This window comes from Palleronia pontilimi (assembly GCF_016412875.1).
GTDB classification, from domain to species: Bacteria; Pseudomonadota; Alphaproteobacteria; order Rhodobacterales; family Rhodobacteraceae; genus Palleronia; species Palleronia pontilimi.
On the sequence record NZ_JAEKPD010000001.1, the window covers coordinates 12,844 to 26,131 of the forward strand.

A 13,288-nucleotide genomic window follows, 5' to 3' on the forward strand; every position below is an offset into this window, starting at 1 on the left:
CCGTTTGGGTGTGTTTCGCCTGCATCTTCGGGCGTGGATTGCAGGTTGGCCACGCGTCGCTCCGTCAGGGATCGAGCGCGCGGCAATCTTGTGGAAGCCAGCCGATCTTGACCTTCTCGCCCGGGCTCAGGCGCACCTGGTCCGCGCGGTTGCGGGTCTTGACGATGAAATCGTCGCGGCCGGCGACTTTCAGGCGCGTGCGGAACACGTCGCCCATGTAAACGAATTCCATGACCTCGGCGTCCAGCGTATGCGCGTTCTCGCCAAGGTCGGGGTTGAACTCGACCCGCTCGGGGCGGATCGACACCAGCGTCTTGTCGCCTTCCTTGGCGACGTTGACCGGCAGCGCGTCGATCTGCTCGCCCGTGCCGTCGAGCTTGACGACGCAACGGTCCTTGGACAGCGATGTCACGGTGCCGCGCAGGGCGTTGTTTTCGCCGATGAACTGCGCGACGAAGCTGTTTTGCGGCTTCTCGTACAGGTCGTCGGGCGGGGCCAGCTGCTGGATGCGGCCATCGTCGAACACCGCGACGCGGTCCGACATGGTCAGCGCCTCGGTCTGGTCGTGGGTCACGTAGACGGTGGTGATGCCCAGCTCGTGCGCCAAGTTCGTGATCTCGAATTGCAGCGTCTCGCGCAGCTGCTTGTCCAGGGCGCCCAACGGCTCGTCCATCAGGACCAGCTCGGGCTCGAACACCAGTGCGCGGGCCAGCGCGATGCGCTGTTGCTGGCCGCCGGACAATTGCGCCGGACGGCGTCCGCCGAAATCGCCCATCTGCACCATGTCGAGCGCGCGCTTGATCTTGCCCTCGCGCTCGGACTTGCCGATGTTGCGGACTTCCAGCGGGAAGGACAGGTTTTCGGCCACCGACATATGCGGGAACAGGGCGTAGTTCTGAAACACCATGCCGATGCCGCGCTTGTGCGGCGGGATGTTGTTGATTTCCTTGCCGCCCAGCCGGATCTCGCCGTTGGTGGCGGTCTCGAACCCGGCGAGCATCATCAGAACGGTGGTCTTGCCCGAGCCCGAGGGCCCCAGCATCGTCAGGAATTCGCCCCTGCCGACGGCAAGGTTCAGATCTTTGACGACAAGGACCTCGCCGTCATAGCTTTTCTGGACGCGATCGAATTCAACGAACGCTTGGCTGTTGCTGCCGTCGGGCACACGCTTCTCCCTTTATGATCGTCATTGTCGCGATCTTGGCGCAGACTAAACTAAAGCGCTTTGGTGTTTGCAAGCAGATCATCCAGAATTTGCGGTTTCAGGGGCGGCGGCAGGAATTTTGCCCGCGACACGGCCCAAATCAGGCTTTTCGACCGCATAATGCGGATCGCGACGCCATCATGGGGGTGCATGTGAACGGATTTCGCGCAACCCTGGCGCGAGTACGGATAACGCGCGGCGGATTCGTCCAGCGACGTGGCGTCGGGACAGGGACGCTTGGGCGCGCCCGAACGACGGCCCAGACGGCGGCTCTTTCTGCGGGGCAAACGACCCGACCCGGGGGTGGTGCGGTAGAGAAGACTCGAACTTCCACGGGTGTTACCCCACAGCGACCTCAACGCTGCGCGTCTACCATTCCGCCACTACCGCGTGACCCTCCGGGTCGGGTGGCGGCGGTTTAGCGATTTGGGCAGGCTTTGTGAAGGGGCATTCGGCTTGCGAAAGGCGCGCCCGGATCGGGGGCGCGCCCACGCGCTGATCGGCCCTGCCGCGACCTACTGGCTGATCGCGAAGGTAGGCAGCACCTGGCTGGAGGCCGGGATGGACGCCGAGCTGCTGGGAAAGAGCACGCGGCGCAGCACTGTCAGGCGCTCGGGCTGGGACGGGGCGAAGACCGGATCGCCCGCCTCGGCGGCCGAAAGGCCCATGTCGAACCAGTCCTTCGCCCGGCCCGGATTGGCGGCGACACCCGCGCCGCGATGCAGGTGATGGCCCATCAACTCGCCATAGGCGGATTGGCCCAACGCCACCAGCAACAGGCCCGAGCCCAGCGCCAGACCCATGTCGTCCGACGCGTAGCCTTCGCCAAGGCACACTTGCGCGGTGCCCGAAAGCTGGGCTTCGGGGATGCCCGCATCGGCCACGAAGGCGCTGACCTGGTCGAGCACCTGGTCGCTGGATTGCGCACCGAGCGCGGTGACATAGGGCTGCAGGCGTTCGCCATAGACCGAGCACAGCTGGGCGACCTTGTCCCCCGAGGCGCCGATGCTCTGCCCCAATTCGCGCGCCGTTTCGATCGCGTAGCCCCGCGCGACGCAGAACTGCTCGGTCAGCGCGGCATCGGTGTCGGCCAGCGCATCGGCCGATGCGAACTCGAAGCGGCTGGCGGCCTGGATGCCCAGCCCGTCACAGGTCTGTGACAGGGGCACGGCGGGCGCAGCGGCAAACAGGCTTGGCAAGGGCGCGGCGGTGGCCTTGGCGACCTGCGGCGCTGCCGCGACCGGCACCGGCAAGGCGGGCAAGGGCTGCACCACAGGCGCGGCGGCGGCCATGACGGTCGGCGCCTGCGGAACTTGCGGCTGCACGACCATGGGCTGGGCGGGCATGGGCTGGGGCGCCACCGGCTGGGGCGCCATAACCATGGTGGTGCCGGGCTGGGCGAAGGGTCCGCCCGCCATTTCGGCACGGTACTGCTTCAATAGCCCGCGTGTGCCCTCGGCGGTTGCGGCGATCTGCTGCTGCGTGGCGTAGCCGCCTGCCTGGGCCCGGTTGTAGGAATTGACCAGCAGGTCGCGCTCGAAGGTATTCAGTTGGCCCGTCACGGGATAGCCCAGATAGGCCTGGTAGGCCGAGATCGCATCGCGCGACTTCCGGCCGAGCTGGCCGTCGACGCTGCCCGCGTTGAAGCCGAAATAGTTCAGCGACGACTGGATCTGGCGGCCTTCCTGCGTGGCCGGGATCTTGGAGCGATAGACTTTTTTCGGGGCCGACTTGGTCGACCGATAGACCTGCTTGCGCGGCTGGTTCCGCACGGCGTGGCCCAGCACACCGCCGATGATCGCGCCGGCGACGAAATCACCGGCATCGGCTTCGGCGCGTTCGGCCGGTGTCGCCAGAATTGCGGCGGCGATGGCGGCAGTGATGAAATGATGTTTACGCATGGAAATCTCCCTGAAAAATGGCAGCGACACTTAATGTGATTTGTCGATCCTATCACCGGATTCGATTCGATCACTCATTTTCGGCTTGTCTTCAGTGAAAATCGACGCTTCCTGAGGCCATGGACGACGTCGAATGGAAGATCAGCCCCGATTTGGTGCCCTATGCCGAGGCGCTTCAGGCGATGGAAAGCCGCGCCGCGGCGATCCGTGCGGGCACCGCGCCCGAGTTGATCTGGCTGCTGGAACACCCGCCGCTTTACACCGCCGGCACGTCGGCCAAGCCGCGCGACCTGGTCGATCCCGACCGCTTTCCCGTCCACGCGGTCGGTCGCGGCGGACAATATACCTATCACGGGCCGGGGCAGCGGGTGATCTACGTGATGCTGGACGTGGCGGCGCGCGGCCATGACGTGCGGGCCTTCGTGAAACAGCTCGAACACTGGGTGATCGCCACGCTGGCCGAGTTCGGCGTCGCCGGCGAATTGCGCGACGGGCGCGTGGGGGTGTGGGTCGCGCGTCCCGACAGGGCGCGGGGTGCCACGGGCGCGGTTGCCGAGGACAAGATCGCGGCGATCGGTGTGAAGCTGCGCAAATGGGTCAGCTTCCACGGCATCTCGATCAACGTCGAGCCGGACCTGAGTCATTTCGACGGCATCGTGCCCTGTGGCATCACCGAGCACGGTGTCACGTCGCTGGTCGATCTGGGCCTGCCGGTGACGATGGCGGATCTCGACGTCGCCCTTCGGCGCACCTTCGCGTCGGTTTTCGGCGACGCGCCCGCGGCCTGACTGCGCCCTCAGGTTTCCAAAGATAGCCGGTGGCGGCATCCCGGCGTGTTAGACCCCGCGCAAGCCGTTGAAGAAGTCCCGCAACAAAGCCTCGGAGGCGGCCGCGCCCATCCCGTCGTAGATCTCGGGCCGGTGGTGCGCCTGCGGGTGCGTGAAGACGCGGGCGCCATGGACGACCCCGCCGGATTTCGGGTCGGCCGCCCCGAAATAGAGCCGCGCGATCCGGGCCGCCGCGATCACGCCCGCGCAGGCCGCGCATGGCTCGAGCGTCACGTATAGGTCGCAGCCGGTCAGCCGTTCGGCGCGCAGCAGGGCACAGGCGGCCCGGATCGCCTGAACCTCGGCATGGGCCGAGGGATCGTTCAGCGCGCGGGTCTCGTTTCCGCGCGCCGCCAGCACCGCGCCGTCCGGCCCGACGACCACGGCGCCCACCGGCACTTCGCCACGCGCGGCGGCGGCGCGCGCCTGCTCGAGCGCCAGGTCCATATGAGTGCGAAAGGGACTTTGCATGGCCCCCTGATCCGCTTAAGCGGGGGGCATGGCAAGCCCCGACACCCCCGCAGATGCGACACCGGTTCCCGGAGACCGCATCGCCAAGGTCATCGCCCGCGCGGGCCGCGCGTCGCGGCGCGGCGCCGAGACGCTGATCGCCGAGGGCCGCGTCAGCGTGAACGGCAAGGTCATCGACAGCCCGGCGCTGAACGTCACGGCCTCGGACCGGATCGAGGTGGACGGCGCGCCGCTGGCCAAACCCGAAGCGCCGCGCATGTGGCTGTATCACAAGCCCGCGGGCCTGGTGACGACCGAGCGCGACGAGAAGGGGCGCAACACCGTTTTCGACGCGCTGCCCGATGACATGCCGCGCGTCGTGTCTGTGGGACGGCTGGACCTGACGTCGGAAGGATTGCTGCTGCTGACCAATGACGGCGCGATCAAGCGCAAGCTCGAACTGCCCGCCACGGGATGGCTGCGCAAGTATCGCGCGCGCCTGAAGGGCCAGCCGCGGGACGAGGATTTCGCCCCGCTGCGCCGCGGCATCACGCTGGAGGGCGAGCGCTTCCAGCCCATGACCGTGACGCTGGACCGCCAGCAGGGTGCCAATGCCTGGGTGACGGTGGCGATCCGCGAGGGCAAGAACCGCGAGATCCGGCGCGCGATGGAGTTCCTGGGCTTCCCCGTGAACCGGCTGATCCGCGTGTCTTACGGCCCCTTCCGGCTGAACGACCTGAAGCCCGGCGCGGTCGAGGAAGTGAAGCCGCGCGTGCTGCGCGAGCAGTTGGGCATGACGTCCCCGGGCGAAGCGAAAGCCAAGCCGAAACCCACGCGCCGCCGCCCGGCCAAGCGGCCGGACGCCCGCAAATAAGCGCCGGGACCTCTGTGAACGGGCGCCGAATTGCATAGATATCATTCCGATGGCTCGCGCGGCGTGACGCGGCGGGCTAGGATGGACGCGATCGCGGGAACGGGACGGACGGCATGGGGCGATTGTTTTTACTGGCTGGGATCCTTCTGGCGGCGGGCGCCGTCCTGATGGCGGCGATCGGCCTTGTGCAACGCGCCGCGCGGTCCGCGCGTTCGGAAATCGCGCTGGCTCAACCCGGGGGTGCCTTGATGCAAAAGACGTCTTTCCTGCTGCTGGTGGCGCTGATCGTCTATGTCGCGCTGTGGGGCGGCGCCTGATGGCCGAGCACTACGGCGGAAAATACAGCCCCGACGCGGCCGATGACCCCTGGCAGGGACGCCGCCGCAGTCGGGCGGGCGCCCGCGCCAACGCGCTGTTCATCGCGCCCATCCCGCTGGTCTTCCGTGCCTTCGGCTCGGACCCGCTGGGCCTGTTCTTCAACCTTGCGGCCTTCGGGCTGCTGATGCTCGCCGCGTGGCTGACCCGCGAGGGGCTGCGCGCGCAGGACGCCTATGAGGCGCGCGCCGTCGCCCGCCGACCCGCCCTGCCCCGCAAGCTGCTTGGCGCGGCGCTGACCGGGATCGGGCTGGGGGTCGCGGGGCTGAGCGGTGGCGACGTGGTCGCGCCGGTGATCTTCACCATCCTCGGCACGGCGCTGCACGTGCTGGCCTTCGGTGCCGACCCGCTGTCGGACAAGGGCACACCGGGGCTGGACCGCTTCGACGCGGACCGCATCGCCCGCGCGGTGGACGAGGCCGAAAGCTACCTGACCGAGATGCAGGCGCTGGTCGCGCCTCTGGGCGATCGCCCGCTGCAGGCCCGCGTCGAGGCCTTTGCCGCCACCGCGCGGCGCATGTTCCGCACGGTCGAGTCCGATCCGCGCGACCTGACCGGCGCGCGGCGCTGGCTGGGCGTCTATCTTCTGGGCGCGCGGGACGCGACCGACAAGTTCGTGGCGCTTTACACCCGCAGGCGTGATAAGACCGTGCGCGACGACTACATCGCGCTGCTCGACGACCTGGAAACGGGATTTGCGACGCGCACCGAGAAGATGCTGCTGGACGACCGCTCGGATCTCGATATCGAGATCGAAGTGCTGCGCGACCGGCTGGCGCGCGAAACGCTGGACTGAAGGATCATAGGGGGGGGAAGACCGCCATGGACGACATGACCAAGGAAATCGAGGATCTGACCGCGCTGAGCCTGCCCGAGCCCAAGGCCGAGCCCGTCGTCTTCGACGACGCCGATCCCGAAACGAGCAAGGCGATCGAACAGCGCCTGGCGATGCTGGACATGGACGATACCGGCTCGATCATCAGCTTCGGCAGCGCCGCGCAGGCCGAGTTGCAGCAGATCAGCCAGTCGATGCTGGCCGGAGTGAAGAACAAGGAAATCGGACCGGCGGGCGACGGGCTGCGCTCGATGGTTGCCGCGTTGCGCGGGTTTTCCGTGACCGAGCTCGACATGCGCCGCGAACGCACCTTCTGGGAGCGGATGCTGGGCCGCGCCGCCCCCATCGCCAAGTTCCGCGCCCGCTTCGAAGACGTGCGCGGCCAGATCGACGCGATCACCCGCGACCTGGACCAGCACGAGCACCAGCTGCTGAAGGATATCAAGGCGCTCGACAAGCTCTACGAGAAGACGCTGGCCTTCTACGACGAGCTCGGACTTTACATCGCGGCGGGCGACGAAAAGCTGCGGCGCCTGGACGACGAGCAGATCCCCCAGCTGGAAACCGAGGCCAGCGACGGGAAGGGCGACGACGTGATCGACAGCCAGAAGCTGCGCGACCTGCGCGCGGCCCGCGATGACCTGGAGCGGCGCGTCCACGACCTGAAGCTGACGCGCCAGGTCACCATGCAGTCGCTGCCGTCGATCCGGCTGGTGCAGGAAAACGACAAGTCGCTGGTCACGAAGATCAACTCGACCTTGGTGAACACCGTGCCGCTGTGGGAGACGCAGCTGGCGCAGGCGGTCACCATCCAGCGCTCGGAAGAGGCCGCCGACGCGGTGCGGCAGGCGACGGATCTGACCAACGAGCTGCTGACGGCGAATGCCGAGAACCTGCGCACGAGCAACGCCAAGGTGCGCGCCGAGATGGAGCGCGGCGTCTTCGACATCGCGTCCGTGCGCAAGGCCAACGAGACACTGATCGCCACGATCGAGGACAGCTTGCGCATCGCCGACGAAGGCCGCGCCGCGCGGGCCGAGGCGGAAGCCGAGCTGAAGACCATGGAAGCCGAGCTGCGTCAGACGCTGGCATCCGCGTCCGCGAAGCCGCGGGGCTGACGGTGCGGGCACGGCACCCCCTGCTGGCGGCCCTTGTCGCCCTTGCGCTGGCGGGATGCGACGCCGTCGTCCCGGTCGATCCGGTGCCGCGCCCGCCCGAGCGGCCCAACCGCGCGCTGCCCGTGGCCCCGGCCCCCGCGCCCGCGCCGTCGGCGGACAGCCTGGCCTTGCGGGCCTATTACGCGCGGGTGCAGGAAAGCCTGCTGACCCAGGGGCTGCTGCGCCAGGATGGCGGCGGGCCGGACACGCCTTTCGACGCCGACCGGCTGGCCCGCACCTTCGCCCGGGTGGCGCTGTTCCAGGAATACGACACCGTTTCGGGACGGCTGATCCAGCGCGAAACGTCCAGCAGGCTGCATCGCTGGGCGGGCCCGGTCCGGCTTGAAGCGCGGTTCGGCGCCGGTGTGGACCCGGCCAAGGCGGCCCGGGATCGCAACGCGATCGTCGCGCTGTCGGGGCGGTTGGCGCGGGCGACGGGCCACCCGATCAGCGCGGTCAGCTCGGGCGGCAACTTCACGGTGTTCACGGTGACCGAGGACGAGCGCCGCGCGCTCGGCCCCGAGCTGCGCCGCCTGGTGCCGGGCCTGTCGGCCAGCACCCTGCAATCGGTGCTGGACCTGCCGCGCTCGAGCTATTGCGTGGTCTTCGCGCTCGACCCCACCGATACCGGCCGCTACACGCGCGCGGTGGCCCTTGTGCGGGCCGAGCATCCCGACCTGCTGCGCCTGTCCTGCCTGCACGAGGAAATCGCCCAAGGTCTTGGCCTGAGCAACGACTGGCCCGGCGCGCGGCCGTCGATCTTCAACGACGACGAGGAATTCGCGCTGCTGACCACCATGGACGAGTTGCTTCTGCGGATCCTCTACGACCCGCGCCTGTCGCCCGGCATGACCGCCGCGACCGCGATGCCAGTGGTCGAACGGATCGCCGCCGAACTGGTCGGCGGGCCGAGCTAGGCCGTCAGAACCCGGCCGCGCGGTAGCCGAAGAAGACCTTGGTGATCTCTTCGGTCACCTCCCAGCGCACGCGCTTGCCCGCGTCGATCAGCAGGCTGTCGCCCGGCCCCAGCGCCTGGCGCGTGCCGGTGTCCAGGTCGTGCAGGACGCAGCGGCCCGACAGCACGGTCATCAGCTCGTCACCCAGCTCGGTGCAGTCGAACGTGCCCACGGTGCAGCGCCAGATGCCCGCGCGCGTGGGCTGGCCCGGCCCGCCCATGTCCAGCCGACCCGACACGCGCGGATCGCCCGCGACGATGACATAGGCACTGTCGGGGGTGTCGAAGCCCCAGGGCTCCAGCGGCCCCACGTCGCAGCCCGGCGCGTAGCGGTCCATGTCCATCCCCTTGCCCTTGCCCTTGCGCAGGACCGCCCATTCGCGGTCTATTGCGTGCCAAGGATCAGAGCCCGGAGCGCGCGCCCATGTCCATCTTCGATTTCCTGTCCGGCCAGTTCATCGACGTCATCCACTGGACCGACGACACCCGCGACACCATGGTCTGGCGGTTCGAGCGTCACGGCCACGAGATCAAGTACGGCGCCAAGCTGACGGTGCGCGAAGGCCAGGCGGCGGTGTTCGTGCATGAAGGCCAGCTGGCCGACGTGTTCACGCCGGGGCTGTATCTGCTCGAAACCAACAACATGCCGATCCTGACGTCTTTGCAGCACTGGGACCACGGCTTCAAATCGCCCTTCAAGTCCGAGATCTACTTCGTCTCGACCGCGCGGTTCACCGACCTGAAATGGGGCACCAAGAACCCGGTGATCCTGCGCGACTCCGATTTCGGCCCCACCCGGGTACGCGCGTTCGGCACCTACACGGTGAAAGTGGCCGACCCGGCGCTGTTCCTGCGCGAAATCGTCGGCACCGACGGCGAATTCACCGCCGACGAGATCACGTTCCAGATCCGCAACATCATCGTGCAGGAATTTTCCCGCGCGATCGCGCAATCGGGCATCCCGGTTCTGGACATGGCCGCCAACACCGCCGATCTGGGCCGCATCGTCGCGCAGGAGATCAGCGCCACGGTGGCGGCCTACGGGCTGACGATCCCCGAGCTTTACATCGAGAATATCTCGCTGCCCGCGGCGGTGGAAAAGGCGCTGGACGAGCGCACGTCGCGCGGCGTGGCGGGCAACCTGGACGAGCACATGCGCTGGAAGGCGGCCGAGGCGTTGGGCGCCGAAGGCTCGGCGGCGGGGGCGGCCATGGGCACGGGCTTCGGCGCGGGGCTGGGGATGCAGATGGGCGGCGTCGCCATGCAGACGGGGCCCTGGGGCACGCGGCCCGCAGCACCCCCGCCCCCGCCGCCGCCGGTCGAGCATGTCTGGCACATCGCCGAGAACGGCGCGACGCAAGGCCCGTTTTCCAAGGCGCGACTGGGCCGCATGGTGACCGAGGGCGCGCTGAGCCGCGATACCATGGTCTGGACGCAGGGACAGGACGGCTGGATGCGGGCCGAGGACGTGGCGGAGCTGGCGCAGCTTTTCACCGTCATGCCGCCACCGCCGCCGGGGGCGTGAATGCCACACCGACGCACCGTTCTGAAATGGTTGCACTGGACGATGCTGCCGCTCTTGATCTGGTTCACGCTGGTCCAGCCCAAAGACGTCACACCGTTCGGCGCGGCGGCGTTCCAGTTCCATAGCGTTCTGGGCCTGATCTTCGTCGTGCTCGCGCTGGTCTGGACAGCCGACTACCTGCGGCGCGGGTTGGCGGGGCGCGCGGGACCCAAGCTGTCGCCGCCTTTGCGGCGCTGGCACCAGGTGATGCACAAGACGATCATCTGGGGGCTGTTCTGCGTAGCGTTTACCGGCTTCCTGCTGGGCCTGACCTCCGAGCGGTTGCTGAAGGCCGGGGGCTTCCTGCCCATCGCGCCGCCCCTGGGACTTCGCACCGCGAACGACTGGATCGGCATCTTCCACACGGTGCAGTTCTACGCGCTGTCGGCCTTCATCGCGCTGCACGCGGGCTTTCACGTCTGGCGCCATCTGAAACTGCGCGACAACGCGCTTCGGATCATGGTGCCGAAGCGGCTGCACAGGTTCCTTTGATGGACGGGGCCGCACCGCATCACCGCTTTCCCTGCGAGCAATGCGGATCGGACCTGCGGTTCGATCCCGGATCGGGGAACCTGGTCTGCGACCATTGCGGCCATGTCGAGCCGCTGACCGATGCCGCGCCGCCCGCCATCGCCGAACAGGATTTCCAGGCCGGGCTTCGCGACGCTCTGCCCGGGGCGCAGATGGAAGAGACGCGCGTCTCGCGCTGTCCCAATTGCGGCGCCGAGGTCGAGTTCGACCCGGATCTGCACGCCACCGAATGCCCCTTCTGCGCCACGCCGGTGGTCACCGATACCGGCGCGCATCGCCAGATCAAGCCGCAGGGTTTGCTGCCCTTCGCGGTGGACGAGGCCGCCGCGCGCAAGGCGATGACGGATTGGCTGGGCGGGCTGTGGTTCGCGCCCTCGAGGCTGCAGGCCTATGCGCGCAAGGGGCGCCGGATGCAGGGCATCTACGTGCCCTACTGGACCTTCGATGCCGATACCAAGTCGCGTTATACCGGCCAGCGCGGCACGGTCTATTACGAGACGCAGACCGTCATGCGCGACGGCAAGCGGCAGACACGGCAGGTGCAGAAGGTGCGCTGGCATCCGGTGTCGGGCCAGGTGGCACGGTGGTTCGACGACGTGCTCGTGCTGGCGTCGAAATCGCTGCCGCGATCGCACACCGACGCTTTGGAGCCTTGGGATCTGAGCGCGCTCATTCCCTATGCGCCGGACTACCTGGCCGGGTTCCGCGCCGAGGGCTACCAGGTGCCGCTGGAAACCGGGTATCTCGAAGCGCGCGACCGGATGGACGCGCAGATCGTGCGCGACGTGCGCTTCAATATCGGCGGCGACCGGCAGCGCATCGGCAGCATCGACACCGATGTGCGCGACGTAACTTTCAAGCACGTGCTGCTGCCGGTCTGGCTGGCGGCCTACAAGTATCGCGGGCGGTCGTTCCGCTTCGTGGTGAACGGCCAGACGGGCCGCGTGCAGGGCGAGCGGCCGTGGTCGAAGGTGAAAATCGCGCTGGCCGTGGTGGCGGGACTGATCGTGGCTGGCATCGTGGGCTATCTCTATGCGATGAACGCGTGACCGGAGGAGGACCCCGATGATCCTATGTTGCGGCGAAGCCCTGATCGACATGCTGCCGCGCGAAACCCGCGCGGGCGAGCCTGCCTTCGCCCCCTACGCGGGCGGCGCGGTTTTCAACACCGCCATCGCGTCGGCCCGGCTGGGGGTCGAGACCGGCTTCTTCTCGGGGCTGTCGTGGGATCTGTTCGGCAAGAAGCTGGTGGACGTGCTGCAGGCCGACGGCGTGGACGTGTCGGCGGCCGCGCGGTCGCATCGTCCCACCACGCTGGCCTTCGTCACGCTGGTGGACGGCCACGCCACCTATGCCTTCTACGACGAGAACACCGCCGGGCGGATGCTGTCGGAGGACGACCTGCCGGGCACGATCCAGGCCGAGGCGCTGTTCTTCGGGGGCATCTCGCTGGTGGTCGAGCCCTGTGCCAATACCTACGAGGCGCTGGCCCAGCGCGAGGCGGCGCAGCGCGTCGTGATGATCGACCCCAACATCCGGCCCAGCTTCATCACCGACGAGCCCGCTTATCGCGCGCGGCTGGACCGGATGCTGGGGATCGCGGATATCGTGAAGCTCAGCGACGACGACCTGCACTGGCTGCGCGGCGATGGTGACATCGCCGCGCTGGCGCAGGGGATCCTGAAGCAGGGCGCCAAGCTGGTCTGCATCACCGAGGGCGCGAAGGGCGTCACCGGCTACAGCGCCCGCGGCGCGGTGTCGGTGCCCGCCGAAACCGTCGAGGTCGTGGACACCGTCGGCGCGGGCGACACGTTCAACGCGGGCTGCCTGGCCGCATTGGCCCGCGCCGGCCTGCTGAGCAAGGCGGCCGTCGCCGACCTGTCGGACGGGGCCATTCGCGAGGCGCTGACGCTGGGCGCGAAGGCCGCCGCCGTGACGGTCAGCCGCGCGGGCGCCAACCCACCGACGGCGGCCGAGCTGGGCCTGTAGCGACCGGGCGCTGCGCGGTCGGCGCGGTCGCGTTCAGGTATTTATGGAAAGATGAAGCAGGGGGACGCGCCTAGAGGCCGTTGCGCGCGATCAGTCGTGCAAGCTCGTTGATGACCTGCGCCTTGGCCGCCGCGATGCCCGCCGCGCTGGCGACGGTGTAGGGCGCGCTCAGGTCGAAGCGGCGCGCCGTCTCGCGCCGGGTGCCGTCGGTCGAGGCCACGAAATACTGGCCCGCGATGCGATACTGGCCGGTGTTTTCGGGCAAAGCGCGCGAGAAGCGCACTTCGACGCGGGCGTCGGCATTGTCGTAGAACGGCCACGGTTCGGCGGCGACGCGGGCGCGGGTCAGCGTGGCCAGCGACAGCGCCAGCCCTTCGGTGAAGGCACGCTCGGGGTCGTCGGCCCAGAGCAGCGCGTCGTCGCTGACCAGCGCGCCGGTCTCGTCCTGGAAGAAGATGACCTCTTGTCCGGCATAGGTGGGCAGCGACACGTCGCGCACCTCGACCGAGGCGAAGCTGACGGGGATCTGGCCGGTCTCGGGGATCGCCGGAAGATCGTAGCGCAGCGGATCGGCACCGCAGGCGGCAAGCAGAACCAGGGCGAGGGCAAGGCAGGTGCGGGTCATG

The 13,288-nt window shown here is 68.3% G+C and carries 15 protein-coding genes and 1 tRNA gene; 10 read left to right on the plus strand and 6 right to left on the minus strand.

The genetic code is table 11. From position 1 onward, the window contains the following. Positions 1-64 precede the first annotated feature (64 nt). From ILP92_RS00075 to ILP92_RS00085, 3 genes are all read right to left on the minus strand, one after another. Complete coding sequence (locus ILP92_RS00075; RefSeq protein WP_198914331.1) at positions 65-1,165, minus strand: ABC transporter ATP-binding protein; 1,101 nt, start codon at positions 1,163-1,165, stop codon at positions 65-67. Positions 1,166-1,508: 343 nt separating this feature from the next. Beyond that, a tRNA-Leu gene (locus ILP92_RS00080) sits at positions 1,509-1,594 on the minus strand. 125 nt (positions 1,595-1,719) lie between these two features. After that, positions 1,720-3,105 carry a peptidoglycan-binding domain-containing protein gene (locus ILP92_RS00085; RefSeq protein ID WP_198914332.1) on the minus strand — a complete coding sequence of 462 codons (1,386 nt, stop codon included), beginning with the start codon at positions 3,103-3,105 and terminating at the stop codon, positions 1,720-1,722. Positions 3,106-3,224: 119 nt separating this feature from the next. Here ILP92_RS00085 and lipB point away from each other — a divergent pair, with 119 nt between their 5' ends. Continuing rightward, positions 3,225-3,893 (plus strand): lipoyl(octanoyl) transferase LipB, encoded by a 669-nt coding sequence (gene lipB, locus ILP92_RS00090; RefSeq protein ID WP_198914333.1) that lies wholly within the window; start codon positions 3,225-3,227, stop codon positions 3,891-3,893. 48 nt (positions 3,894-3,941) lie between these two features. On the opposite strand, the gene ILP92_RS00095 is transcribed toward lipB, so the two are convergent. Then, positions 3,942-4,403 carry a nucleoside deaminase gene (locus ILP92_RS00095; RefSeq protein ID WP_235970933.1) on the minus strand — a complete coding sequence of 154 codons (462 nt, stop codon included), beginning with the start codon at positions 4,401-4,403 and terminating at the stop codon, positions 3,942-3,944. 28 nt (positions 4,404-4,431) lie between these two features. On the opposite strand from ILP92_RS00095, the gene ILP92_RS00100 reads away from it, so the two are divergent. The 5 genes from ILP92_RS00100 to ILP92_RS00120 all read left to right on the plus strand — a co-directional run bounded on the left by ILP92_RS00100 (position 4,432) and on the right by ILP92_RS00120 (position 8,540). Continuing rightward, complete coding sequence (locus tag ILP92_RS00100) at positions 4,432-5,256, plus strand: pseudouridine synthase (protein WP_198914334.1); 825 nt, start codon at positions 4,432-4,434, stop codon at positions 5,254-5,256. A 167-nt stretch (positions 5,257-5,423) separates the two neighbouring features. Further along, complete coding sequence (locus ILP92_RS00105; RefSeq protein WP_198914335.1) at positions 5,424-5,573, plus strand: hypothetical protein; 150 nt, start codon at positions 5,424-5,426, stop codon at positions 5,571-5,573. Beyond that, positions 5,573-6,427: a 5-bromo-4-chloroindolyl phosphate hydrolysis family protein gene (locus tag ILP92_RS00110; protein ID WP_198914336.1), complete on the plus strand. Its 855-nt coding sequence runs from the start codon at positions 5,573-5,575 to the stop codon at positions 6,425-6,427. The genes ILP92_RS00105 and ILP92_RS00110 overlap by 1 nt, the downstream gene beginning before the upstream one ends. A gap of 26 nt (positions 6,428-6,453) precedes the next feature. Next, positions 6,454-7,584 (plus strand): toxic anion resistance protein, encoded by a 1,131-nt coding sequence (locus ILP92_RS00115; protein WP_198914337.1) that lies wholly within the window; start codon positions 6,454-6,456, stop codon positions 7,582-7,584. Between the two features lie 2 nt (positions 7,585-7,586). Continuing rightward, positions 7,587-8,540: a DUF2927 domain-containing protein gene (locus ILP92_RS00120; RefSeq protein ID WP_198914338.1), complete on the plus strand. Its 954-nt coding sequence runs from the start codon at positions 7,587-7,589 to the stop codon at positions 8,538-8,540. 4 nt (positions 8,541-8,544) lie between these two features. Here ILP92_RS00120 and ILP92_RS00125 read toward each other — a convergent pair whose 3' ends face one another. After that, positions 8,545-8,916, minus strand: coding sequence for a cupin domain-containing protein (locus ILP92_RS00125; RefSeq protein ID WP_198914339.1), 372 nt, complete (start codon positions 8,914-8,916; stop codon positions 8,545-8,547). Positions 8,917-9,002: 86 nt separating this feature from the next. On the opposite strand from ILP92_RS00125, the gene ILP92_RS00130 reads away from it, so the two are divergent. The 4 genes from ILP92_RS00130 to ILP92_RS00145 are packed head-to-tail and all read left to right on the plus strand — an operon-like array spanning position 9,003 to position 12,662. Beyond that, positions 9,003-10,103 (plus strand): SPFH domain-containing protein, encoded by a 1,101-nt coding sequence (locus tag ILP92_RS00130; protein WP_198914340.1) that lies wholly within the window; start codon positions 9,003-9,005, stop codon positions 10,101-10,103. Then, positions 10,104-10,634, plus strand: a complete 531-nt coding sequence (locus ILP92_RS00135; protein WP_198914341.1) for a cytochrome b/b6 domain-containing protein — start codon at positions 10,104-10,106, stop codon at positions 10,632-10,634. Beyond that, entirely contained in the window at positions 10,634-11,722 is a 1,089-nt protein-coding gene (locus ILP92_RS00140) for a TFIIB-type zinc finger domain-containing protein (protein WP_198914342.1), read from the plus strand. The genes ILP92_RS00135 and ILP92_RS00140 overlap by 1 nt, the downstream gene beginning before the upstream one ends. A gap of 16 nt (positions 11,723-11,738) precedes the next feature. Further along, the gene (locus ILP92_RS00145) at positions 11,739-12,662 is read left to right on the plus strand and encodes a carbohydrate kinase family protein (protein ID WP_198914343.1); all 924 of its coding nucleotides are present in this window, start codon (positions 11,739-11,741) and stop codon (positions 12,660-12,662) included. A gap of 70 nt (positions 12,663-12,732) precedes the next feature. On the opposite strand, the gene ILP92_RS00150 is transcribed toward ILP92_RS00145, so the two are convergent. Continuing rightward, a complete protein-coding gene (locus tag ILP92_RS00150) occupies positions 12,733-13,287 on the minus strand; it encodes a PqiC family protein (RefSeq protein ID WP_198914344.1) in 555 nt (184 codons plus the stop codon). Position 13,288: the final 1 nt, after the last annotated feature.